The organism is Pseudomonas sp. LBUM1644, from assembly GCF_059716195.1.
Genome location: NZ_CP166812.1, coordinates 4,772,540 through 4,795,122, shown reverse-complemented (window position 1 = coordinate 4,795,122; position 22,583 = coordinate 4,772,540). Strand labels below are relative to the sequence as shown.

Here is a 22,583-nt window from a genome sequence, read left to right as displayed (position 1 = left end):
GCGTCCCCTTGTTGAACGCTGAGCGCATCACAAAAGACTATCCATGGAACCCGTTACGCACTAGTTCATGCCTGCGCTACGACTCGCGAGAAAAATCCGATGGTCGTGCATAGCATGCCTGCAATCTTTTCGCGGGCACGCCTCGTTCCTACAGATCGGCGGGTGCATTCCGTAGTTGCTCTCCCTCATCAATAACCTTTTTCAGATTTTGCCGGAGCGTTCGCTGCTTTCTGTATGACATTTGCCAAATGGTATCAGTGGCAATTTGAAGCCTCGTTGACCGTTTAAGCTCTGGCTTTTACTCGTATCAAGGAATTGGGCATGAATGCATCGAACTTTACCGGCAACGCCACCGACGACCGCTTCAATGAAATGCTTGCGCTGATTCACGGTGCCAGGCAACAGGCGATTCAGACGGTAAATACTCAACTGATCGAATTGTATTGGCAGGTCGGTGCCTACATCAGTTGCAAGCTTGAACGGGCTGAATGGGGCGATTCCGTGGTCAGTCAACTGGCCGAACATCTGGCTCTGAGTCAGCCGGGGTTACGTGGTTTTACCCGATCTAATTTGTTCCGCATGCGCCAGTTCTATGAGACTTACCACGCTGACGAGAAAGTCGCGCCACTGGTGCGACAATTATCCTGGTCGCACAACCTGATCATTTTCAGCCAGAGCAAACGCCCGGAAGAGAGGGAGTTCTATGTGCGTATGGCCGTTCAGGAAAAGTGGTCGAAGCGCGAATTGGAGCGCCAGTTCAAGACATCACTGTTCGAACGCAGCATGACCGAACCGGCAAAAGCCTCCGCAGCGCTGAAACAAACTCACCCTTCGGCGCTTGAGATATTCCGCGATGCCTACATGGTCGAGTTTCTAGACCTGCCCGGTGCCCACGCGGAAACTGATCTGCATAAGGGTTTGCTGGCACGCCTCAAGGAGTTCCTGATCGAGCTTGGCCGCGACTTCTGCTTTGTCGGTTCCGAATACCCCCTGCAGGTGGGCGGGCGGGATTTTGCGCTGGATCTGTTGTTCTTTCACCGTGGGCTCAACTGCCTCGTGGCCATTGAACTCAAGGTCGGTCGATTCGAGCCGGAGTATTTGGGCAAGCTGGACTTCTATCTGGAGGCGCTGGATCGCGATGAGTGCAAGCCCCACGAAAACCCTGCAATTGGTGTATTGCTCTGTGCCAACAAAGACGATGAGGTGGTCGAGTACGCCCTTAACCGCAGCCTTTCGCCAGCGTTGGTTGCTGAATATCAGGTCCAGCTTCCGGACAAACAGTTGCTTCAGGCCAAGCTGCATGAGTTTTATGCAATGAATGTCGTGCAAACAGAAGACTGCTGAGTTGGCTTATTCCCATAAGCCATAAGCACCGCACTTTGCGTGATATGGCCTGCGAACGTTTGCCGGTATGATAGGCGCCCCCGCAGTCTGGATTGCGAATACGCCATGACCTTGCAGTACCCAACCATCGCCGATTGCGTCGGCAACACTCCGCTGGTCCGTTTGCAGCGCCTGCCGGGCGCCACCAGCAATACCCTTTTGCTCAAGCTCGAAGGGAACAACCCGGCGGGTTCGGTCAAGGACCGGCCGGCGCTGTCGATGATCACCCGTGCCGAATTGCGCGGGCAGATTCACGCCGGCGATACGCTGATCGAAGCGACCTCGGGTAACACCGGGATTGCGCTGGCCATGGCCGCCGCAATCAAGGGTTACAAGATGATCCTGATCATGCCGGACAACTCCAGCGCCGAGCGCAAAGCCGCGATGACGGCCTATGGCGCCGAGCTGATTCTGGTGACCCAGGAAGAGGGCATGGAAGGTGCGCGCGACCTCGCTCAGCGAATGGAAGCCGAAGGCCGTGGCAAGGTGCTGGATCAGTTCGCCAACGGCGACAACCCGGAGGCGCACTACACCACCACCGGCCCGGAAATCTGGCATCAGACCGAGGGCACCATCACCCATTTCGTCAGTTCGATGGGCACTACCGGCACCATCATGGGCGTCTCGCGCTACTTGAAAGAGCAGAGTGACAACGTGCAGATCATCGGCCTGCAACCGATGGAAGGCTCGGCGATTCCGGGCATCCGTCGCTGGCCGCAGGAATACCTGCCGAAGATTTATCAAGCCGAACGCGTGGACCGGATCGTCGACATGGCGCAAAGCGAAGCCGAGGACGTGACCCGTCGCCTGGCTCGCGAAGAAGGGATATTCTGCGGCGTGTCCTCCGGCGGTGCGGTAGCAGCGATGCTGCGCTTGTCCCAAGAAGTTGAAAACGCGGTGATCGTCGCGATCATTTGCGACCGTGGCGACCGTTACTTGTCGACCGGCATATTCGACGCGCCCAACTGATGGCCAAGCATGAGAGAGGCCTGCGCTTCCAGCCCACCGGCGGCAGCAAGGTCCCGCAAATTCCGACCGGCAAAAAGCAGCGCCTGAGCATCGAGCGCCTGGCCAATGACGGTCGCGGTATCGCTTTTTTCGAAGGTCGCACCTGGTTTGTCATCGGCGCCCTGGCCGGTGAAGAAATCGAGGCGCGGGTTCTCGGCGCCCACGGCAAAGTGGTCGAGGCGCGCACCGAGCGAGTATTCACGGCCAGCGCACTGCGCCGCCCGGCGCCTTGCCCGCATGCCGGCCGTTGTGGCGGTTGCAGCGTGCAGCATCTGCCGCACAACGAACAACTCGCCCTGAAACAACGCATGCTTGCCGAGCAACTGTCGAAGGTCGCCGGTGTCGAACCCGAAGAGTGGGCAGCGCCATTGAGCGGTCCGGAATTCGGTTACCGCCGTCGCGCCCGTATCGCGGTGCGCTGGGACATGAAAGCGAAAAAACTCGAGGTCGGTTTCCGCGCGGCAGGCAGTCAGGACATCGTTGCGATCAACGAATGCCCGGTGCTGGTACAGCCGTTGCAACCGATCATGACCCGTCTGCCGGAAATGCTCCGTCGCTTGAGCAAGCCTCAGGCGCTGGGCCATGTGGAATTGTTCAGCGGTTCATCGCTGGCGGTATTGCTGCGGCACATGGCGCCGTTATCCGACGCCGACATGACGATTCTCAAGGATTTCTGCGCCTTCCATGAAGCCCAGTTGTGGCTGCACGGTGACGGTGAACCGCAACCCGTCGAGGCCGGTCAGTCGTTGGGTTATCGTCTTGAACAGTGGGATCTGGATCTGGCGTACCGGCCGGGAGATTTCATCCAGGTCAACGCTGGCGTTAATGAGGCAATGGTTGCCCAGGCGCTGGACTGGCTGAAACCGAACGCCGATGAACGCGTTCTCGATCTATTCTGTGGGTTAGGCAACTTTGCCTTGCCGTTGGCCAAGGCTGTTCGCGAAGTGGTGGCGGTGGAAGGTGTGCAGGCAATGGTCGAGCGGGCAGAAGCGAACGCTGCTGCTAACCATCTGCATAACGCACGGTTTTTTCAGGCCGATTTATCCCAGCCTTTGACCGATGCCGAATGGGCCCGCGAAGGCTTTTCTGCGGTACTCTTGGATCCACCGCGCGATGGCGCTTTCGAGGCCGTGCGCAAGTTGGCGTCCCTGGGTGCCAAACGGTTGGTGTATGTGTCGTGCAACCCGGCAACGCTGGCGCGCGATACGGTGGAATTGATCAAGCAGGGCTACCGGTTAAAACGTGCCGGGATTCTCGATATGTTTCCTCAAACGGCACATGTCGAAGCCATGGCGTTATTTGAAGCGAGCTAGGAAGGCTCGTCTGGTCCGACTGGCCCGCCCGTGCAGCCGCGCACCAGCCCAGCGTGGGCTCACGGGCAACGAAGGTCAGCGATTTTGACGCATTGAATCTGCGTCGTAGGGAAGGTAAGCAAGATGGTACAGGTGAGAGCACACCAGCCGATCAACACCGACGGCAGTATCAATCTCGAGGCTTGGCTCGATCACGCGGTCAGTGTCGATCTGGCACTGGATCGCGAAGCCTTGAAGGACGCGTGCGAGTTCGCTCGTACGTCCGAACAACAAGCCAATGCGGCGAAGAATCTATGGTCTGAAGGGACCTCGAGTTTCCGCACGGGCCTTGAGATCGCCGAGATTCTCGCCGACCTCAAACTCGATCAGGATTCGCTGGTCGCGGCAGTGTTGTACCGTGGCGTGCGCGAAGGCCAGATCCAATTGCCGGCCGTCAGCCAGCGCTTCGGTCCGGTGGTCGCCAAACTCATCGATGGCGTGCTGCGCATGGCGGCGATTAGCGCCAGCCTGAGCCCACGACAATCGCTGGTGCTAGGCACGCAGGGCCAGGTGGAAAACCTGCGCAAGATGTTGGTGGCCATGGTCGACGACGTGCGCGTCGCGCTGATCAAGCTGGCCGAGCGAACCTGCGCGATCCGTGCGGTGAAAACCGCCGACGACGAGAAGCGCAACCGCGTTGCCCGTGAAGTCTTCGACATCTACGCGCCGCTCGCCCACCGCCTCGGTATTGGCCACATCAAGTGGGAGCTGGAGGACTTGTCCTTCCGTTACCTCGAGCCCGATCAGTACAAGCAAATTGCCAAGTTGCTGCACGAGCGGCGTCTGGATCGCGAGCGCTTCATCGCCGATGTGATGAGCCAACTCAAGAATGAATTGCAGGCCACCGGCGTCGATGCCGATATCAGCGGCCGGGCCAAACACATCTATTCAATCTGGCGCAAAATGCAGCGCAAGGGTCTGGAATTCAGCCAGATCTACGACGTGCGCGCCGTTCGCGTGCTGGTGCCGGAAATGCGCGATTGCTACACCGCGCTCGGCATCGTCCACACCTTGTGGCGGCACATTCCGAAAGAATTCGACGACTACATCGCCAACCCGAAAGAGAACGGCTACCGCTCGTTGCACACGGCGGTCATCGGGCCTGAGGGCAAGGTGCTGGAAGTGCAGATCCGCACCCATGCCATGCACGAAGAAGCCGAGTTGGGCGTGTGCGCGCACTGGAAGTACAAGGGCACCGACGTTAAATCCGGCTCCAACCACTACGAAGAGAAAATCTCCTGGCTGCGTCAGGTGCTCGAGTGGCACGAAGAGTTGGGCGACATCGGCGGCCTGGCGGAACAGCTGCGGGTCGACATCGAGCCGGATCGGGTCTACATCTTCACTCCGGATGGCCACGCCATCGACTTGCCGAAAGGCTCGACGCCGCTGGATTTCGCCTACCGCGTGCACACCGAAATCGGTCACAACTGCCGTGGCGCGAAGATCAATGGGCGCATTGTGCCGCTCAACTATAGCCTGCAAACCGGTGAGCAGGTCGAGATCATCACCAGCAAGCACGGCACCCCGAGCCGCGACTGGCTGAACTCGAACCTGGGTTACGTCACCACCTCGCGAGCGCGGGCGAAGATCGTTCACTGGTTCAAACTGCAGGCTCGGGACCAGAACGTCGCGGCCGGTAAAACCCTGCTCGAACGCGAACTCACCCGTCTCGGCCTGCCAGCGGTAGATTTCGACAAGCTGGCCGAAAAGGCCAACATGAAGACCGCCGAGGACATGTTCGCCGCGTTGGGCGCCGGCGATTTGCGCCTGGCGCAACTGGTCAACCTGGCCCAGCAACTGGTCGAACCGGAACGCGGCAGCGAACAGCTGGAGCTGATCCCGCGCAAAGCCACCGGCTACAAGCCGGGCAAGCGCGGCGACATTCAGATCCAGGGCGTCGGCAACCTCATGACCCAGATGGCGGGCTGCTGCCAGCCGCTTCCGGGGGATGCGATCGTCGGTTACATCACCCAGGGCCGTGGCGTCAGTATTCACCGTCAGGACTGCGCCTCGGTGCTGCAACTGGGCGGTCGCGAGCCGGAACGGATTATCCAGGTCAGCTGGGGCCCGGTACCGGTGCTCACCTACCCGGTGGACATCATCATCCGCGCCTACGACCGGTCCGGTTTGCTGCGTGACGTGTCGCAGGTGCTGCTCAACGAGCGGATCAACGTGCTGGCGGTCAACACCCGCTCGAATAAGGAGGACAACACCGCGTTGATGTCCCTGACCATCGAGATTCCGGGGCTGGATGCGCTGGGGCGGCTGCTGGGGCGTATTTCCCAATTGCCGAACATCATCGAAACCCGGCGTAACCGCACCCCGTAAGTGGTGCCCCTGTGTAGGAGCTGCCGCAGGCTGCGATCTTTTGATCTTGTTTTATACAATCAAAAGAGCGCAGCCTGCGGCAGCTCCTACAGGGACCGGGTTTTAACGAGAGAATTTGATGTACAGCCTTGAAGACTTATTGCACCTGATGAACCGCCTGCGTGACCCGCAGTTTGGTTGCCCGTGGGACATCAAGCAAACCTACGCCACCATCGTCCCGCACACGCTCGAGGAAGCCTACGAAGTGGCCGACGCCATCGAGCGTGGCGACTTCGATCACTTGCAGGGTGAGTTGGGCGATTTACTGTTCCAGGTGGTTTATTACAGCCAACTGGCTCGGGAAGAAGGGCGCTTCGAATTTGCAGGCGTCATCGACGGCATTACTCGCAAGCTGATCCGCCGTCATCCTCACGTGTTCCCCACTGGCGACCTGTACGCACCGCTGGATGTTCCGCGCCTGAGTGAAGAGCAAGTCAAGCAACGCTGGGAAGAGATCAAGGCCGAAGAACGCGCCGAGAAGTCATCCGCGCCCGAGCAATTGTCGCTGCTTGATGACGTGCCCGCCGCATTGCCGGCGCTGTCTCGCTCGGCAAAATTGCAGAAGCGTGCAGGGCAGGTCGGTTTCGACTGGCCGGATGCCTTGCCGGTGCTGGACAAGGTCCGCGAAGAGCTCGATGAAGTGCTTGAAGCCATGGCCGATAGCGACTCGGTTGCGATTGCCGATGAAATCGGGGATCTGCTGTTTTCCGTGGTCAATCTGGCGCGTCATCTCAAGGTCGACCCGGAAACTGCATTGCGTGGCGCCAACAGCAAGTTCGAAAGACGCTTCCGTTTTATCGAACAGGCATTGCGCGACACCCACCGTCCCATGGAAGATTGCACCCTCGAAGAGTTGGACGCCCTGTGGGGCGAAGCCAAACGTCAGGAAAAGAATTTGCCCAGCTGCGGTTGAGCAGTGGCCTAAGTGAGAAATAAGCACCATGAGCATTTCCCTTCGCGACCAGTTGCTCAAAGCAGGGCTGGTCAACCAAAAGCAGGCCAAACAGGTCGGCAAAGAGAAGCAGAAGCAGCAGCGTCTGGTCCATAAAGGCCAGATCGAGCAGGACGACACCCAACAGCGTCTGGCGCAGGAAGCACTGGCCGAGAAGGTCAAACGTGACCAGGAACTGAACCGTCAGCAGCAAGAGAAGGTTGAAGCCAAGGCGCGCGCCGCGCAGGTCAAGCAGTTGATCGAAGTCTCGCGCCTGCCGAAGCTGACGACCGAGGACTACTACAACTTTGTCGACGACAAGAAGGTCAAGCGCCTCTCCGTCAACACACTGATGCGCAATAAGCTCAGCAATGGTTCGCTGGCGATCGTGCACCATGCCGGCGGCTACGAAGTGATCCCCCGTGAAGCGGCCCTGAAGATCCAGGAACGCGATCCACAGCGCATCGTGCAGTTGAACGTGCAGACGGAAGAAGCGGCTGCTGAAGATGATCCGTACGCGGCCTATCAGATCCCGGACGATCTGATGTGGTAAGCCGTTAGAGGCTGCAACAACGACAAACCCCGCTCATGGCGGGGTTTGTTGTTTTCAATGCTGTCATTGCTTATGCGGATCGGAGCTCTCGTTGCTGCTCCAGTTTTTCCAGTTCGGCCTTGTAGCTGTGGGCGTCGGTTTCGGAATGAAACATCCCCACCAGCATGTCCTGTTGGTGTACATCCCAGATCCGGATACCGGCGGCTACGCCTTCATGGGATTTATGTGAATCGTCGCGTTCAGTTACTTTTACAGTCATCTGCTAGCTCCAATCTCTTTGATATCTGCAGCAAGGCGTGTGCAGGTCTCTGTTATATGTTTGGTTAGCTTGCTAAGTAAATGACTGAGTTTGGTAACTAACAATTGCGAATTTTGCAACAGTGCTGCAGCCCGCCAAATACGCGACATTCGGTCGCAGGCCACTGAGTTTCATGACAAAAGCTTCATGTTCGGGCGCCACACAAACCCTGTAGGAGCTGCCGCAGGCTGCGATCTTTTGATCTTGATTTGTGATTTCTAAAGATCAAAAGATCAAAAGATCGCAGCCTGCGGCAGCTCCTACAGGGAAAATTTTCCCAGGCACAAAAAAACGCCCCGAACCAGTCGGGGCGTTTTTATGTGCGGCGTAGAACTGGGTGTATTACTTACCCGCCCAGCGCTTCAGTACCAGCGTGGCGTTGGTGCCGCCGAAGCCGAAGCTGTTGCTCATCACGGTGTTGATGGTGGCGTTTTCGCGAGTCTTGGTCAGGATCGGCATGTCTGCCACTTCCGGGTCCAGTTCGTCGATGTTGGCGGAACCCGCCATGAAGTTGCCTTCCATCATCAGCATGCAGTAGATCGCTTCGTGAACGCCGGCGGCGCCCAGGGAGTGACCCGACAGGCTCTTGGTGGAGCTGATGGCCGGAGCCTTATCGCCGAATACTTCACGCACACCTTTCATTTCCGCGACGTCGCCGACCGGAGTCGAAGTGCCGTGGGTGTTCAGGTAGTCGATCGGAGCGTCAACGGTGGACATGGCCATCTGCATGCAGCGGATGGCGCCTTCGCCGCTTGGCGCGACCATGTCGTAGCCGTCGGACGTTGCGCCGTAACCAACGATTTCGGCGTAGATCTTCGCGCCGCGAGCCAGAGCGTGTTCCAGCTCTTCGACCACGACCATGCCGCCACCGCCGGCGATGACGAAACCGTCACGCTTGGCGTCGTAGGCACGAGAAGCTTTTTCCGGGGTTTCGTTGTACTGGCTGGACAGCGCGCCCATGGCGTCGAACAGGAACGATTGGCTCCAATGCTCTTCTTCACCGCCGCCGGCGAACACGATGTCCTGCTTGCCCATCTGGATCTGTTCCATCGCGGTACCGATGCAGTGAGCACTGGTGGCGCAGGCGGAAGCGATGGAGTAGTTCAGGCCCTTGATCTTGAACGGGGTGGCCAGGCAAGCGGAAACGGTGCTGCTCATGGTCCGCGTAACGCGGTAGGGGCCAACGCGCTTCACGCCTTTCTCGCGCAGGATGTCCAGCGCTTCCATCTGGTTCAGCGTGGAGGCGCCACCGGAACCGGCGATCAGGCCGGTACGCGGGTTGGAGACTTGCTCATCGGTCAGACCGGAGTCGGTGATGGCGTCTTTCATGGCCAGGTAGGCGTAAGCCGCCGCGTGGCCGACGAAGCGATAGATCTTGCGATCGATCAGCTCTTCGAGGGGAAGGTCAATGGAGCCGGAAACCTGGCTACGCAGACCCATTTCGGCATATTCCGGGTTGAACCGGATGCCAGGGCGACTTGCACGCAGGTTAGCGGAGACGGTCTCTTTGTCATTGCCCAGGCACGAAACGATGCCCAGACCAGTGATAACGACGCGGCGCATGCGGATAACCCTTAGAAGTTTTCAGTGGAGGTGAACACGCCGACCCGGAGGCCTTCGGCGGTGTAGATTTCGCGGCCGTCGACACTGACCGAACCATCGGCAATGGCCAGGTTCAGCTTGCCCTTCAGCACGCGCTTGATCTGAATGTTATACGTAACTTTCTTGGCGGTCGGCAGGACCTGACCAAAGAACTTCACTTCGCCCGAACCCAGGGCGCGGCCGCGGCCCGGCAGACCTTGCCAGCCCAGGAAGAAGCCGACCAGTTGCCACATGGCGTCGAGGCCCAGGCAGCCAGGCATCACCGGATCACCCTCGAAGTGGCAGGCGAAGAACCACAGGTCCGGAGTGATATCCAGCTCGGCGACCAATTCACCTTTGCCATACTTGCCACCTTCTTCGCTGATATGGGTGATGCGATCCACCATCAGCATGTTCGGGGCGGGCAGTTGCGCGTTACCTGGGCCGAACAGCTCACCGCGACTGCAGCGCAGCAGGTCTTCCCGGGTAAAGGCGTTTTGTTTGGTCATGCGAGCTCCTCAATAATCCCATGCGGCAGGTGGGGCAAATCTTCCCGGCCGATCGAAGCGGTCATGCCTCGAGTCAGCAGCCTACTCATAGACTATTGCGTTGTGGTGAAAGTCACAGCACCAAGGACATGAATGTACACTTGTGCACTGAAATTATTATTCAAGCCCCTTTTCGGGCCTGTTCGGGTGCCTAAGACTGCCGCACTTTCGCCTTTCACGCCAGTCGCAGATGGTCGAAAGGCCTGCACTACTGCACCCAGCGCTGCAGAATTTGCTGCAGATCAGTGCGTTTGAAGGGCTTGGCCAGGTAATCGTTCATTCCCGCGGATAAACAGGCTTCGCGGTCGCCCTGCAAGGCATTGGCGGTCAGTGCGATGATCGGCAAATCTACACAACCGGGCAGTTGGCGAATCTGCCTCGTCGCCTCGTAGCCGTCGATAATCGGCAGTCGGCAGTCCATCAGAATCGCTTCGAAAATCAGGCTCTCGGCGCTGCGCACCGCCTGCGCGCCATCGGTGGCAACGCTGACAGTAAAGCCCAGACTGCGCAACATTGCTTCAATGACCGTCTGATTGACCGGGTTGTCCTCGACCAGCAGCACATTGCGCCCCTCACCATCGCCGCTGCCGGTCGGCGTGCGCGGCACCCGCACTGGCAGCGTCTGTTTATAGAGCGCCAGGGGGATTTCCAGGGTGAACACCGAGCCATGACCTTCTTCGCTCTGGGCACGTAAGGTGCCGCCCATGCGTTCGGCCAGGGTGCGGGCAATCGGCAGGCCCAGGCCGGTGCCGCCGTAACGCCTTGAAATAGAACTGTCGGCCTGCTGGAACGCGTTGAACATCAATTCCAGGCTCTCGGCCGAGATGCCGATCCCGCTGTCGCGCACGGTGCAGGTGAACCACAGCAACTCATGATCCAGCGACTGCCATTGCGGTTCGATGGAGACGAGACCCTTTTCGGTGAATTTCAGCGCGTTGCCGACCAGATTCACCAGGATCTGCCGGATCCGCGTCGGGTCGCCTTGCACCTGCAGCGCGCGCATGTCTTCGGGGAGCCGCAGTTGCAAATCGAGCCCGCGTTGTACCGCAGTGTGCTGGAACGCCTGGGCGCAACTGCTGATCAGGTCCGCGAGGTTGAACGGAATGTGCTCGAGTTCCAGTTCCGAACGCTCGATGCGCGAGAAGTCGAGAATGTCGTTGATGACTTTGAGCAGGTGTTCAGTGGACTCCGAAGCCAGTGCCGCATATTCGACCTGCTCCTCGGTCATCTCGGTGGTTTCCAGCAGCTGCAGCATGCCCAGCACTCCGTTCATCGGCGTGCGCAGTTCGTGGCTCATCATCGCCAGGAAATCCGACTTGGCGTTGTTGGCATTTTCTGCTTCCTCGCGGGTCTGGATCAACTGCGCCATCGCCTGGTGCTGTTCACGACTGGCTTGTTCGAGGCCGTGGGCAAGGTTGTTGATGTGTTGCGACAGCGCCCCCAGTTCGGTGTCATCGACGATTGGCAATGGGGTTTTGTAGTCACCTTCCTGAATCGCCTTGACCGCATTGCCGATGTCACGGATCGGCTGCGACAGGCTGCCGGCCAGGCGCCGGGCCACGAGAAAGGTAAACAGCAGGGCGAACAGCGCGAGAATCCCGGCCTTGAGCAGGATTTCCTGCTGGCGTTGATTGAACGCGTCATTGGACAGGCCGACGATCACCCGTCCCAGATAGTCCTCGGCGGGAGCAATAGTGGTGGCTTTGCTGTTCTGGAAAAAATCATTGTGCAGCTGGATTTGTTGCAACCGCACCGGGGCCTGGAACACTTCGACCTGTTGCGAACGGTTGTGGGTTTCCGACGGTTGCTCGACGTACACCAGAATCCGGTTGGCGCTGTCCTGCACTTCCAGAAAGCGCACGTTCGGCGTGGCCAGGGTGGCCTTGAGCAAACTGTCGAGGACCTCGTTGTTACCCGAGATCACCCCATATTCGGTGGCGGGTGCCAGTTGGTTGGCGATCAGCTGGCCGGTGTGGTTGAGTTCCTGGCGCAGGTCCTGAATGCGCACGAAGGTGAAGAAACTGATCAACAGCAACGTCAACAACAGGGCCGGGCCGAGGCTGATGATCTGAGTGCGCGTGTTGATGTCCCAACGGCGGCGGAAGGTCATGGGCGGCGTTCTCCTTCGGCCAACTGTGTAGCGACAGACGTTTCATTTATTGGCTCAATACCTAATGAACGCGCCACTTGCGCGTTGCCCAAGACTTTGAAGTGTTGCGGATAGTGGGCGCGCGGCCAGGTGGCCGGCGGCCGGTCGAGCAGTTCGTCGAGAGTCGCCAGCCAGTCGCTCTGATCGCTGTAGGTACTGGCCAGGCTGCCAGCCTTGACGAATCCGGCGTTGGGGCCGATGAGCGCCAGTTGCCGCGCGTAACTGCTGAGCAGCAGGTTTTTTGCGGTTTTCGGGTTGTACAGATCGGGGTCGTCAAGACCTAGCAACACATCGCTGTTTTTCAGCAAGTCCTGCAACGGCTTGCTGTCATTGGTGTTGTCCCAGCGCTCGGGGACGACTTCCAAGCCGAGGGGTTGGGCAGCCTGACGCAATTCTTTCAGCAGGAATTCACTGTGGCTGTCGTAGAGCACGCCGATCCGTCGGACCTGTGGCAGCAGGACTCGGGTCAGGCGCAATTGCCGGTCCAGCGGCGGATCGCTCCAGAGCAGGCTGAGGTATTGGGGCAAGGCAGTGCCGATATGTTGCCGGGCTTGCAGGCGACTGATGCGCAGCACCAACGTCGCCGGGCCTTGGTCGACTTGAAGGCGCCAGTCGAGGCTCGGCAGATCGAGCAGTATCAAGCGGCTGTCGGCCGGCAATTTGTCCGGTACAGGCAAGCTGCCCAATGACTGGTAGCGCACACTGTCGGATGGACGCAACTCGCTCAAGGCCTTGGCGAAAGATTGCACCCCGGGGCCGTCCTCGGCACCGATCAGCAGAATGTCTGCCGCGTTTGTCGGCAGGCTGCTCAACAAGCCGGCAAACAGCAGGCACACCACGGCCAGCTGGCGACCAAAGGTAGGTGTCTTGCCTATCCCGTTGCACATTTAGAATGCCAGCTCTGTGAGAAAGTCGTCAGCCAGCAACGACGAGCTGAAAACCAGCGCCAGTACCTGCGGCGAGCGGGTGGGAAGTGAGCCAAAAGACACGACACAGCCTTGATAGCGATTACCTGCCGCGCATGTTAACCGAGCCGGTCGACTTTTCCAGTCACGATGCCGGCATTTTCCTCGGTTTTGTTGGTCTTCTTTCTACAAGTGTCGGTAATTGTTGCGGGGGCTGGCCGCCACTGGGCCGCTCCGTATAATGCCGACATCGCCATTGGTATGGATTAACGGATTGCATATGACTGAACAGCGCCCAATTGCGGTCCTGGGAGGCGGAAGTTTTGGTACCGCCGTGGCAAATCTTCTGGCCGAGAACGGGCATCAGGTCCGGCAATGGATGCGTGATCCGGAACAGGCCGAGTCCATTCGGGTCAATCGCGAGAACCCGCGTTACCTTAAAGGCATCAAGATTCTTCCGGCCGTAGAGCCGGTCACTGACTTGCAAGCCACACTGGAAGCCTGCGACTTGTGCTTCGTCGCACTGCCCTCCAGCGCGTTGCGTTCGGTACTGGTCCCACATGCCGAGCGTTTGAGCGGTAAATTGCTGGTGAGCCTGACCAAAGGCATCGAAGCCCACACGTTCAAGCTGATGAGCGAGATCCTCGAAGAGATCGCCCCGCAAGCGCGCATCGGCGTGTTGTCCGGGCCGAACCTGGCCCGTGAAATCGCCGAACACGCGTTGACCGCCACGGTGGTCGCCAGCGAAGACGAAGAACTCTGCCAACGGGTCCAGGAGGCTTTGCACGGTCGGACCTTTCGGGTGTACGCCAGCGCCGACCGCTTCGGCGTCGAGTTGGGCGGGGCGCTGAAAAACGTGTACGCGATCATCGCCGGCATGGCGGTGGCGCTGGGCATGGGCGAAAACACCAAGAGCATGCTGATCACCCGGGCGCTGGCGGAAATGACCCGTTTCGCGGTGAATCAGGGCGCCAACCCGATGACGTTTCTTGGCCTGGCGGGCGTGGGCGATTTGATCGTCACTTGCTCCTCGCCGAAAAGCCGAAACTACCAGGTCGGGTTCGCCCTCGGTCAAGGCTTGAGCCTGGAAGATGCGGTGACGCGCCTGGGCGAAGTCGCCGAAGGCGTGAACACCCTCAAGGTGTTGAAAGCCAAGGCCCAGGAAGTCGGGGTGTACATGCCGCTGGTCGCCGGCCTGCACGCGATCCTGTTCGAAGGGCGCACGCTGAATCAGGTGATTGAGCTGTTGATGCGCGGCGAGCCGAAAACCGATGTCGACTTTATTTCTACCAGCGGTTTCAACTGATTATCAGGGAGCGCGAGACATGAACGATCCGAAAGTAGAAGCCAGTTACGAATCCATCCTGCTGCGCGTGCTGTGGATGATCGTCTTCCTGTTGGTCTGGCAGGTGGCGCAATTCATTCTCGGCGCCGTGGTACTGGTGCAGCTGGTCTATCGTTTGATTTATGGCGCCCCGAGCGCCAGCCTGATGAACTTCGGCGACAGCCTGAGCCAGTTCCTGGCGCAGATCGGTCGTTTCGGCACGTTCCACAGCGACCAGAAACCCTGGCCGTTCGCCGACTGGCCGACGCCGCGTACACCGGAAGGTGAAGCGCCGCACGTCGTGGCGCCCGCCCCGCATCCGGTCCGAGATGAGGAACCCAAGCTATGAAACTCTGGGTATTGCGTCATGGTGAAGCCGAACCATTCGGCTCGCGTCCCGACTCCGAGCGGGCACTGACCCCGCACGGTCGCGAAGAAGTGCTGAAAAGTGCGGCCAAGCTGATCGGTGAGCCTATTACAGCGATCTACGCCAGCCCCTATCTGCGAGCGCAACAGACCGCGCAACTGGTGCGGGAAGCCTTGGGCTTTCAGCCGGATATTCGCACTGTCGAATGGCTGACTCCCGGCTACAGCCCGCAATCGGTGTCAGAGCAATTGGTCTCTGTGGACCGCGCATTGCTGGTCAGTCACAACCCGCTGGTGGGCAATTTGCTGGGGTACCTGCAGCACGGTCATGTGCAACAACCGGAAGCGGTGAAAACCGCCGGCCTTGCCGAGCTTGAAGGTGATTTGCCGCTGGCCGGGGCGATGAAACTCAACGGTATCAAGCACCCGTAAAGCAAAAGATCGCAGCCTGCATGGCTCTCTGTAGGAGCTGCCGCAGGCTGCGATCTTTTGATCCTGGTTTTTCTATCAAATAATCGACCAAGCAACTGCTCGGTTGACTACGCTTGCTCCAGACCAATAAAAACAGGAGCGAGTTGTATGTCTGCTGCTTTTCGTTTGCCGCTGGACGTCTTTTATGAGCGTGAAGCCCGCCATCCCCGCCAGCGCTTCCTGGTCCAGCCCACGGGCGCTGGACAGGTCGAGACCCTGACCTGGGAAGACGTTGGTCACCAGGCGCGCTGCGCCGCGCACTGGCTGCGAGCGCGTGAATTGCCGCAGGGCAGCCACATTGCCCTGATCTCGAAAAACTGCGCCCATTGGATCATCGCCGACCTGGCGATCTGGATGGCCGGGCACGTCTCCGTGCCGCTGTACCCGAACCTGACAGCCGAGTCCGTGGCTCAAGTGCTCGAACACTCGGAGGCGGTGCTGGCGTTCATCGGCAAGCTCGACGACTGGCCTGGCATGTCCCGGGGTGTCAGCTCGGACCTGCCGACCATCAGCCTGCCGTTGCACCCTCAAGGCACTTTCGATTTCAGCTGGGCCGACCTGCAACGCAGCTCTCCAATCCAGGACAATCCCAAACCCGCCGCCGATCAATTGGCAACCATCATTTATACCTCCGGCACCACGGGCATGCCCAAAGGCGTGATGCACAGCTTCGGCACTCTGGGGTTTGCCACCACGCGTGGTACGCAGCTGTTTGGCCTCAACGAGTCGGATCGACTGCTGTCCTACCTGCCGCTGTGCCATGTCGCCGAGCGGATGTTCGTCGAGCTGGCGTCGATCTACACCGGGCAAAGCGTGTTCTTCGCCGAGAGCCTCGATACCTTCCTCACCGATTTGCAGCGTGCGCGGCCCACCGCGCTGTTCGGCGTGCCGCGGATCTGGACCAAGTTCCAGATGGGCGTCTTCAGCAAGATCCCGGCAAAGCGTCTCGACTTCCTGCTCGGCCTGCCCATTATCGGCAAGCGAGTCGGGCACAAGGTATTAGCCGGGCTTGGGCTCGATGCCTTGCGCATTGCCTTGTCCGGCGCCGCGCCGGTGCCGCAGACGTTGCTGCTCTGGTACCGCAAGCTGGGGCTGGATGTGCTGGAGGTCTATGGCATGACCGAAAGCTGCGGTTATTCACACATTGGCCTGCCGGGCCAGAACAAACCGGGGTGGATTGGCAAGCCATGTCCGGAAGTCGAGGTGCGGATCGCCGAGTCGGGCGAGGTGATGGTGCGTAGTGGCGCGACCATGCTCGGGTATTTCAAGGAACCTGGAAAAACCGCCGAAACCATCACCGCGGACGGTTTTCTGCACACCGGTGACAAGGGCGAGGAAGACGCCGAAGGCAACCTGCGCCTGACCGGACGGCTGAAGGAGATCTTCAAGACCAGCAAAGGTAAATACGTGGCTCCGGCGCCGATCGAAAATCGTCTGGCGGTGCATTCGCGGATTGAACAGGTGTGCGTGGTCGGCGATGGCTTGAGCGCGCCGCTGGGCTTGTGCGTGCTCTCGGCGATCGGGCAGCAGGACGCGGGCGGAACTGCGCGCGCCGGCCTGCATTCGAGCCTGGAGAAACTGCTGGAAGAGGTCAACGGCGCCCTCGACAAACATGAGCGGCTACGCCGGCTCGTTGTCGTCAAGGACAGTTGGGCTGTGGAAAACGGCTTTCTGACGCCGACCCTGAAGATCAAGCGCAATATGATCGAAGCGGCATACGGGGGGCGGTTCGAAGAATGGAGCGAGCGCAGTGAGGCGGTGCTGTGGCAGGATTGAGTCACGAACAAAACCCACAAAGGAATATCAGCGATGAGTCTGTGGCGCACCACTCCCAACATCGAGCAGTTGAACGCGATCCAGAAAAACACCATCGGTGAAGTGTTGGATATTCGCTTCGAAGCCTGCGATGAAGAATCCCTGGCCGCGAGCATGGTCATCGACCACCGTACTCACCAGCCCTATGGCTTGCTGCACGGCGGCGCCTCGGTGGTGCTGGCCGAAACCGTCGGCTCGATGGCCAGTTATTTGTGCATCGACGCCAGCAAGTTCTACTGCGTCGGTCTGGAAATCAACGCCAACCATTTGCGCGGCTTGCGCAGCGGGCGGGTAACAGCAGTGGCCAAGCCGATCCACATCGGTCGCACGACGCATGTCTGGGATATCCGCTTGACCAGTGATGAGGGCAAGGCCAGTTGTGTGTCGCGGTTAACCATGGCGGTCGTGCCGTTGGGTGAGAATCCACCTGCACGCTGAAACGCCATCCCTGTAGCAGCTGGCGCAGCCTGCGTCCGACTGCGCAGCAGTCGTAAAACCATTCACCGCAGTGGTTCAGAAAGATTGCGGTTGCGGTATTTACGACTGCTGCGCAGTCGGACGCAGGCTGCGCCAGCTGCTACACAGATATTCATTGGCCGGACTGTCATCATTCCTGTCAGTTACGGTCATTGCTGTAGGACGTCGTCTTACGGACAATCAAGCTTCGTTTTCGTTGATGGATCGACCGGTATGTCGCAACAGATATTTTTCGCCCACGCCAATGGATTCCCTTCGGGGACTTACGGCAAATTGTTCGCGGCGCTGGCGCCCGAGTATCAGGTGACGCATCTGGAGCAGCATGCGCATGACCCGCGTTTTCCGGCGGATGACAACTGGCACAACCTGGTGGATGAGCTGATTCATCACCTGAAACAGCAACCGGAACCCGTGTGGGGTGTCGGGCATTCCTTTGGCGGCGTACTGCATCTGCATGCGGCGTTGTGTTGTCCCGAACTGTACCGCGGCGTGGTAATGCTCGATTCGCCGGTACTGACCCGTGCCGATCAATGGGTCATCCGCGCCGCCAAGCGCTTTGGTTTCATCGACCGTCTGACCCCCGCTGGCCGCACATTGGGGCGCCGGGAAGAGTTTGCCGACCTGGAAGCCGCCCGGCTGTATTTCGCCGGCAAAACCTTGTTCCGTGGATTTGACCCGGAGTGCTTCGACGCGTACCTGCAACACGGTTTGCAAAAGGTGGGCGACAAGCTGCGCCTGCGCTTCGACCCGGCCACGGAAATCAGCATCTATCGCGGTGTTCCCCACATCAGTCCCGGTCGCGCGCGGCAGCTCAAAGTGCCGCTGGCGGTCGTGCGTGGGCACAAGAGCCGCGTGGTCATGCGTCATCACGCCAGCAGCGTCGGACGCATGCCGTTGGGTGAGTCCCTGACCATGCACGGTGGCCACATGTTTCCCCTCGAACGTCCACAAGACACCGCCACGCTCCTGAAAAATCTGTTCAGTCGCTGGGAAGGTCGTCGTCAGCAGGATTGCGCATGAGCCATGTCGTCGAAGAAGTTCGCCTGAGCCTGCCGCACATTGAGCTGGCGGCGCACTTGTTCGGCCCTGAAGACGGCCTGCCGGTCATCGCGTTACATGGCTGGCTCGACAACGCCAACAGCTTCGCTCGACTGGCACCGAAACTCAAAGGCCTGCGGATCATCGCACTGGACATGGCCGGCCACGGTCACTCCGGGCATCGCCCGACCGGTGCCGGCTACGCGATGTGGGACTATGCCCACGACGTGCTGCAGGTTGCCGAACAGCTGGGACTAAAAAGATTTGCGCTGATGGGCCACTCGATGGGCGCGATCGCTTCGTTGATCATTGCCGGGTCAATGCCGGAACGTGTCACCCATCTGGCCTTGATCGACGGCATCATTCCTCCTACAGACAAGGGCGAAAATGCGGCTGAGCGTATGGGCATGGCCCTGCAAGCGCAGCTTGATCTGCGGGAAAAGCGCAAACCGGTTTACACCACTCAGGACCGCGCCATAGAGGCGCGCATGAAAGGTGTGGTGGCTGTCAGTCGTGAAGCCGCCGAACTGCTGGCCCAGCGAGGGCTGATGCCGGTGCCGGGCGGCTATACCTGGCGCACCGATAATCGGCTCACGCTGCCATCGCCGCTACGTCTTACAACCGAACAGGCGATGGCCTTCGTCCAGCGGGTCAGTTGTCCTGCGTTATTGGTGGTGGCGGCCGACGGCATGCTCGCCAAACATCCCGAGTTGCTGGAACGTCTACCCTTTAGCCGAGAACAGCTGCCTGGCGGCCATCATTTGCACCTGAATGACGAACCCGGCGCCGACCTTGTCGCAGACTGTTTCAATCGGTTCTTCGCCGTTCCTTGACTTGCACCGGGCAACTGTCGAGGCTGGGCGGCTTGAAATGGGAGACAACCATGATAGACCTCTACACCGCTGCGACCCCGAATGGCCTCAAGGTCTCTGATGTCCGCGTCGTCAAAGGCGCCCAGGCCATGCTGATCCGATGAGCCTATCCATGCGTTCATTCAGTGTGCTGGCGCTATGTTGTTTCAGCCCCTTGTTGTTTGCCGCCGACCTTGCGGGCAGTCAGGACCTGCCGATCGTGCCGCGCATGGCCGATGCGCAAATTGTCGACTATCGCCCGGCTGTGGAACTTGAGCGGATCTACCCGCTGGGATCGATCCGCAAGATCAGCGGCCAGTTGCGTTTCGACGGGCAGGTCACCGCGCGTGGGCAGACCACTTCCGTCACGTACGAATTGCCACCGGAGCATTCCTCCACCGAAGCCTTCACTGCCGCTCGCGAAGCGTTGCAGAAGCAGGGTGCCGAGTTGCTGTTCTGGTGCCAGGCCCGTGATTGCGGTGAAAGCAGCCTGTGGGCCAATGAGGTCTTCGGCAACGCCAAGCTCTATGGTGCTGACGATCAACAGGCGTACCTGCTGTTGCGGCTGGCGGCGCCAAAGGACAGCACGCTGGTGGCGCTCTACAGCATCACGCGCGGTAATCGCAAAGCTTATCTGCACGTCGAGCAGTTCGATGCCGCTGCGCCGCTGGGTGATTTGCTGCCGACTTCAGCGACCCTGTTACGCCAACTCAAAAGCACCGGCGAACTCGATTTACCCAAACTGACCGCTGCCCCTGACGATACCTGGCTGCGCTTGCTCTCACGCGGCTTGAATCTGGACACGACCCTGCGGGTTACTGTGTCCGGGACGAACGCCGAAGCCTGGCGCCAGGCGTTGATTGCACAGGGCGTGCGGGCGGCCCGGATGGAAACCGGCAGCGTCGACGGCACCGGTCTGCGCCTAGAACTGTTGCGATAAGCTTCACCAGGTGAACGCGCCAGCCGCGCTCGCCTACTCTTTTGCAGACTGACTTTTTCGAGACCTGGATGATCAATAACGATCGGCTGTTGGTGCAGATCCTGCTCCTGGTGTTGTTTGGCGCGAGCTTTTGGGTGATGGCGCCGTTCTGGTCAGCGTTGTTCTGGGGCGCAGTGCTGGCATTTGCCAGTTGGCCCCTGATGCGCTTGCTGACCCGATTACTGAAGGGGCGCGAGGCCTTGGCGGCGGCATTGCTGACGCTTGGCTGGATGTTGCTGGTGGCGGTGCCACTGGTGTGGCTGGGCTTCAACCTGGCGGATCACGTGCGCGATGCCACGGCGTTCATCAAGGATGTGCAGGTCGACGGTCTGCCCGAGGCGCCGACCTGGCTGGGCAGTATTCCCTTGGTGGGCGAGCGGTTGGTGGTGATCTGGAACAGCATCGATCAGCAGGGCGCGGCCATGATGGTTTCGCTCAAGCCTTATCTGGGACAGGTGGGTAACTGGTTGCTGGCGCGCAGTGCGCAGATTGGCGGCGGGATTCTCGAGCTGACGCTGAGCATTGTCTTCGTGTTCTTTTTCTACCGCGACGGGCCGCGACTGGCGGCATTTGTCCATGGGTTGCTGGAGCGGCTGATCGGTAACCGTGCCGGGTATTACATCGAGCTGGTGGCGGGCACGGTTCAGCGGGTGGTGAACGGTGTGATCGGGACGGCGGCGGCTCAGGCGGTCCTGGCATTGATCGGGTTCTTGATTGCCGGCGTGCCTGGGGCTCTGGTACTTGGCATCGTGACGTTTTTACTGAGCCTGATTCCGATGGGGCCACCGTTGGTGTGGATTCCGGCGACAGCCTGGCTGGCGTGGAAGGGCGAGTATGGAATGGCAGTGTTTCTCGGGATCTGGGGCACGTTCATCATCAGCGGGGTCGATAACGTACTTAAACCGTACCTGATCAGCCGCGGTGGGAATCTGCCGCTGGTGATCGTGTTGCTGGGTGTGTTTGGCGGCTTGATTGCGTTCGGGTTTATTGGCTTGTTCATCGGCCCGACCTTGTTGGCGGTGGCTTACAGCCTGCTGACCGACTGGAGCAAGAGCCAGGCGCGGGTTGAAGAACGCCGGCCTTGAGTTTCTTTTATGGGGCTTAGGGCCTCTTCGCGGGCAAGTCGGATCGCCGCACCGCTCGCTCCTACAAGTATCTGTCGTGTAGGAGCGAGGCTTGCCCGCGAAGCTTTTGACTTAAGTGGCCACGTTGAGGTATTTGCCCACGGTCGCCACCTTGTCGAGCGAATACTGCTTGCTCAGGTTAGCGATCATTTTGTTCAGCGCTTCGGAAGCATTCGACTGATCGGTGGAACTGTCGGATTTTTTCTCGCGACCGGCTTGTAGCGCGATTTTCAGTTCGTCACTGCTGACGCCCCCGCTCTTGTCGCTATCCAGCACTTTGAGCAACGCGGCGCTGGTGTCGGTGTTGGTCGATGAAGTGCTGTCACTGGCCTGCAACGCGCTGCTCAATTCGGTGGCGGTGACACTGCCGTCGCTGTCTGCATCCAGTTGGCTGAACAGTTCGTCGCTGGACACCTGCTGTGGCGGTGGTGGAGGCGGGGCCAGGCTGGCAGCGAGTTCGTCCTTGCTGACGGTGCCGTCTTCGTTCTTGTCCAGGGCCGAGAAGATTTCCTTGCTGTCGGCACTGCTGCCAGCACTGGTCAGGCCGTTGCTCAATTCGTCGCTGCTGATGGCGCCGTCACCGTCGGCGTCGAGGGCACTGATCAGCGCATCGGCGAGTTCGGTGCTCGGTGCCTGGTCCCCCGGCGGTGGCGGCGGAGGCGCCATCGCGGCCATTTCTTCGCTGCTCAGGCTGCCGCTGTCGTCACTGTCCAGGTCGGCGAAATTTTTGCTCAGGCTGACCAGCAGGCCGTCGTCGGTTTTCTGCGACAGGGCGCTTTTCAGCTCGTCCTGATCCACTGCGCCGTCGCTGTTGGTATCGAGTTTGGCGAGCAGCTCTTTCTGAAATTGCTGACTGCGGGCGTTATTGGTTGTGGTGCTGCTGGTGCTGGTATAACTCGTGTAGTTGCTGACGCTACCGATCATTGGACTCACTCCTTGGAATGGGAAACCGGTGGGTGCACCGGCTTATGCAGCCTCAAGGGGCAAGGTGTCGTGGGTGTGTGGGGTTTGTACCGATGACTACACAGAGCACGATGAGATCATGTAGCAGCTGGCGAAGCCT

21 protein-coding genes are annotated in these 22,583 nt (G+C 59.6%); 15 read left to right on the top strand and 6 right to left on the bottom strand.

Annotated elements, in window-relative coordinates:
* The first annotated feature begins 321 nt into the window (after positions 1 to 321).
* The 6 genes from ACA052_RS21890 (at position 322) to ACA052_RS21865 (ending at position 7,594) form a co-directional block, all read left to right on the top strand.
* Complete coding sequence (locus tag ACA052_RS21890; RefSeq protein WP_497646755.1) at positions 322 to 1,344, top strand: PDDEXK nuclease domain-containing protein; 1,023 nt, start codon at positions 322 to 324, stop codon at positions 1,342 to 1,344.
* Between the two features lie 105 nt (positions 1,345 to 1,449).
* The gene (cysM, locus tag ACA052_RS21885) at positions 1,450 to 2,352 is read left to right on the top strand and encodes a cysteine synthase CysM (RefSeq protein ID WP_497646754.1); all 903 of its coding nucleotides are present in this window, start codon (positions 1,450 to 1,452) and stop codon (positions 2,350 to 2,352) included.
* Positions 2,352 to 3,704, top strand: coding sequence for a 23S rRNA (uracil(1939)-C(5))-methyltransferase RlmD (gene rlmD, locus ACA052_RS21880; RefSeq protein WP_497646753.1), 1,353 nt, complete (start codon positions 2,352 to 2,354; stop codon positions 3,702 to 3,704). The genes cysM and rlmD overlap by 1 nt, the downstream gene beginning before the upstream one ends.
* Positions 3,705 to 3,827: 123 nt before the next feature.
* Positions 3,828 to 6,071 (top strand): GTP diphosphokinase, encoded by a 2,244-nt coding sequence (gene relA, locus ACA052_RS21875; protein WP_497646752.1) that lies wholly within the window; start codon positions 3,828 to 3,830, stop codon positions 6,069 to 6,071.
* 118 nt (positions 6,072 to 6,189) lie between these two features.
* Complete coding sequence (mazG, locus tag ACA052_RS21870; RefSeq protein ID WP_497646751.1) at positions 6,190 to 7,023, top strand: nucleoside triphosphate pyrophosphohydrolase; 834 nt, start codon at positions 6,190 to 6,192, stop codon at positions 7,021 to 7,023.
* A gap of 28 nt (positions 7,024 to 7,051) precedes the next feature.
* The gene (locus ACA052_RS21865) at positions 7,052 to 7,594 is read left to right on the top strand and encodes a DUF2058 domain-containing protein (RefSeq protein WP_497646750.1); all 543 of its coding nucleotides are present in this window, start codon (positions 7,052 to 7,054) and stop codon (positions 7,592 to 7,594) included.
* Between the two features lie 70 nt (positions 7,595 to 7,664).
* Here ACA052_RS21865 and ACA052_RS21860 read toward each other — a convergent pair whose 3' ends face one another.
* The 5 genes from ACA052_RS21860 to ACA052_RS21840 all read right to left on the bottom strand — a co-directional run bounded on the left by ACA052_RS21860 (position 7,665) and on the right by ACA052_RS21840 (position 13,057).
* Positions 7,665 to 7,853 (bottom strand): hypothetical protein, encoded by a 189-nt coding sequence (locus ACA052_RS21860; RefSeq protein ID WP_090186910.1) that lies wholly within the window; start codon positions 7,851 to 7,853, stop codon positions 7,665 to 7,667.
* Between the two features lie 381 nt (positions 7,854 to 8,234).
* Complete coding sequence (fabB, locus tag ACA052_RS21855; protein ID WP_123432803.1) at positions 8,235 to 9,455, bottom strand: beta-ketoacyl-ACP synthase I; 1,221 nt, start codon at positions 9,453 to 9,455, stop codon at positions 8,235 to 8,237.
* An 11-nt stretch (positions 9,456 to 9,466) separates the two neighbouring features.
* Positions 9,467 to 9,982, bottom strand: coding sequence for a 3-hydroxyacyl-[acyl-carrier-protein] dehydratase FabA (gene fabA, locus ACA052_RS21850; RefSeq protein WP_042560484.1), 516 nt, complete (start codon positions 9,980 to 9,982; stop codon positions 9,467 to 9,469).
* Between the two features lie 247 nt (positions 9,983 to 10,229).
* Entirely contained in the window at positions 10,230 to 12,131 is a 1,902-nt protein-coding gene (locus ACA052_RS21845) for an ATP-binding protein (RefSeq protein ID WP_497646749.1), read from the bottom strand.
* On the bottom strand, positions 12,128 to 13,057 hold the full coding sequence (locus ACA052_RS21840) for an ABC transporter substrate-binding protein (RefSeq protein WP_497646748.1): 930 nt from the start codon (positions 13,055 to 13,057) through the stop codon (positions 12,128 to 12,130). The genes ACA052_RS21845 and ACA052_RS21840 overlap by 4 nt, the downstream gene beginning before the upstream one ends.
* A gap of 298 nt (positions 13,058 to 13,355) precedes the next feature.
* Between ACA052_RS21840 and ACA052_RS21835 the strand changes: the two genes are divergently transcribed.
* From ACA052_RS21835 to ACA052_RS21795, 9 genes are all read left to right on the top strand, one after another.
* Positions 13,356 to 14,381 (top strand): NAD(P)H-dependent glycerol-3-phosphate dehydrogenase, encoded by a 1,026-nt coding sequence (locus ACA052_RS21835; protein ID WP_497646747.1) that lies wholly within the window; start codon positions 13,356 to 13,358, stop codon positions 14,379 to 14,381.
* Between the two features lie 19 nt (positions 14,382 to 14,400).
* Positions 14,401 to 14,748 (top strand): DUF4389 domain-containing protein, encoded by a 348-nt coding sequence (locus ACA052_RS21830; protein WP_497646746.1) that lies wholly within the window; start codon positions 14,401 to 14,403, stop codon positions 14,746 to 14,748.
* Positions 14,745 to 15,197 (top strand): phosphohistidine phosphatase SixA, encoded by a 453-nt coding sequence (sixA, locus tag ACA052_RS21825; RefSeq protein WP_497646745.1) that lies wholly within the window; start codon positions 14,745 to 14,747, stop codon positions 15,195 to 15,197. The genes ACA052_RS21830 and sixA overlap by 4 nt, the downstream gene beginning before the upstream one ends.
* Positions 15,198 to 15,344: 147 nt before the next feature.
* The gene (locus tag ACA052_RS21820; RefSeq protein ID WP_497646744.1) at positions 15,345 to 17,012 is read left to right on the top strand and encodes an AMP-binding protein; all 1,668 of its coding nucleotides are present in this window, start codon (positions 15,345 to 15,347) and stop codon (positions 17,010 to 17,012) included.
* Between the two features lie 33 nt (positions 17,013 to 17,045).
* A complete protein-coding gene (locus tag ACA052_RS21815) occupies positions 17,046 to 17,489 on the top strand; it encodes a hotdog fold thioesterase (RefSeq protein WP_497646743.1) in 444 nt (147 codons plus the stop codon).
* Between the two features lie 252 nt (positions 17,490 to 17,741).
* A complete protein-coding gene (locus tag ACA052_RS21810) occupies positions 17,742 to 18,548 on the top strand; it encodes an alpha/beta fold hydrolase (protein ID WP_497646742.1) in 807 nt (268 codons plus the stop codon).
* Positions 18,545 to 19,399, top strand: coding sequence for an alpha/beta hydrolase (locus ACA052_RS21805; protein WP_497646741.1), 855 nt, complete (start codon positions 18,545 to 18,547; stop codon positions 19,397 to 19,399). The genes ACA052_RS21810 and ACA052_RS21805 overlap by 4 nt, the downstream gene beginning before the upstream one ends.
* Before the next feature lie 151 nt (positions 19,400 to 19,550).
* Positions 19,551 to 20,357, top strand: a complete 807-nt coding sequence (locus tag ACA052_RS21800; RefSeq protein WP_497646740.1) for a DUF4892 domain-containing protein — start codon at positions 19,551 to 19,553, stop codon at positions 20,355 to 20,357.
* A gap of 68 nt (positions 20,358 to 20,425) precedes the next feature.
* Positions 20,426 to 21,481, top strand: coding sequence for an AI-2E family transporter (locus tag ACA052_RS21795; protein ID WP_497646739.1), 1,056 nt, complete (start codon positions 20,426 to 20,428; stop codon positions 21,479 to 21,481).
* Positions 21,482 to 21,592: 111 nt separating this feature from the next.
* Here ACA052_RS21795 and xopAW read toward each other — a convergent pair whose 3' ends face one another.
* A complete protein-coding gene (xopAW, locus tag ACA052_RS21790; RefSeq protein ID WP_497646738.1) occupies positions 21,593 to 22,444 on the bottom strand; it encodes a XopAW family type III secretion system calcium-binding effector in 852 nt (283 codons plus the stop codon).
* Positions 22,445 to 22,583 lie beyond the last annotated feature (139 nt).

Excerpts from the sequence above, each read along its gene's own strand:
- ACA052_RS21890 (WP_497646755.1), top strand. The coding sequence starts at position 322 with ATGAATGCATCGAACTTTACCGGCAACGCCACCGACGACCGCTTCAAT.
- cysM (WP_497646754.1), top strand. The coding sequence starts at position 1,450 with ATGACCTTGCAGTACCCAACCATCGCCGATTGCGTCGGCAACACTCCG.
- rlmD (WP_497646753.1), top strand. The coding sequence starts at position 2,352 with ATGGCCAAGCATGAGAGAGGCCTGCGCTTCCAGCCCACCGGCGGCAGC.
- relA (WP_497646752.1), top strand. The coding sequence starts at position 3,828 with ATGGTACAGGTGAGAGCACACCAGCCGATCAACACCGACGGCAGTATC.
- mazG (WP_497646751.1), top strand. The coding sequence starts at position 6,190 with ATGTACAGCCTTGAAGACTTATTGCACCTGATGAACCGCCTGCGTGAC.
- ACA052_RS21865 (WP_497646750.1), top strand. The coding sequence starts at position 7,052 with ATGAGCATTTCCCTTCGCGACCAGTTGCTCAAAGCAGGGCTGGTCAAC.
- ACA052_RS21860 (WP_090186910.1), bottom strand. The coding sequence starts at position 7,853 with ATGACTGTAAAAGTAACTGAACGCGACGATTCACATAAATCCCATGAA.
- fabB (WP_123432803.1), bottom strand. The coding sequence starts at position 9,455 with ATGCGCCGCGTCGTTATCACTGGTCTGGGCATCGTTTCGTGCCTGGGC.
- fabA (WP_042560484.1), bottom strand. The coding sequence starts at position 9,982 with ATGACCAAACAAAACGCCTTTACCCGGGAAGACCTGCTGCGCTGCAGT.
- ACA052_RS21845 (WP_497646749.1), bottom strand. The coding sequence starts at position 12,131 with ATGACCTTCCGCCGCCGTTGGGACATCAACACGCGCACTCAGATCATC.
- ACA052_RS21840 (WP_497646748.1), bottom strand. The coding sequence starts at position 13,057 with ATGTGCAACGGGATAGGCAAGACACCTACCTTTGGTCGCCAGCTGGCC.
- ACA052_RS21835 (WP_497646747.1), top strand. The coding sequence starts at position 13,356 with ATGACTGAACAGCGCCCAATTGCGGTCCTGGGAGGCGGAAGTTTTGGT.
- ACA052_RS21830 (WP_497646746.1), top strand. The coding sequence starts at position 14,401 with ATGAACGATCCGAAAGTAGAAGCCAGTTACGAATCCATCCTGCTGCGC.
- sixA (WP_497646745.1), top strand. The coding sequence starts at position 14,745 with ATGAAACTCTGGGTATTGCGTCATGGTGAAGCCGAACCATTCGGCTCG.
- ACA052_RS21820 (WP_497646744.1), top strand. The coding sequence starts at position 15,345 with ATGTCTGCTGCTTTTCGTTTGCCGCTGGACGTCTTTTATGAGCGTGAA.
- ACA052_RS21815 (WP_497646743.1), top strand. The coding sequence starts at position 17,046 with ATGAGTCTGTGGCGCACCACTCCCAACATCGAGCAGTTGAACGCGATC.
- ACA052_RS21810 (WP_497646742.1), top strand. The coding sequence starts at position 17,742 with ATGTCGCAACAGATATTTTTCGCCCACGCCAATGGATTCCCTTCGGGG.
- ACA052_RS21805 (WP_497646741.1), top strand. The coding sequence starts at position 18,545 with ATGAGCCATGTCGTCGAAGAAGTTCGCCTGAGCCTGCCGCACATTGAG.
- ACA052_RS21800 (WP_497646740.1), top strand. The coding sequence starts at position 19,551 with ATGCGTTCATTCAGTGTGCTGGCGCTATGTTGTTTCAGCCCCTTGTTG.
- ACA052_RS21795 (WP_497646739.1), top strand. The coding sequence starts at position 20,426 with ATGATCAATAACGATCGGCTGTTGGTGCAGATCCTGCTCCTGGTGTTG.
- xopAW (WP_497646738.1), bottom strand. The coding sequence starts at position 22,444 with ATGATCGGTAGCGTCAGCAACTACACGAGTTATACCAGCACCAGCAGC.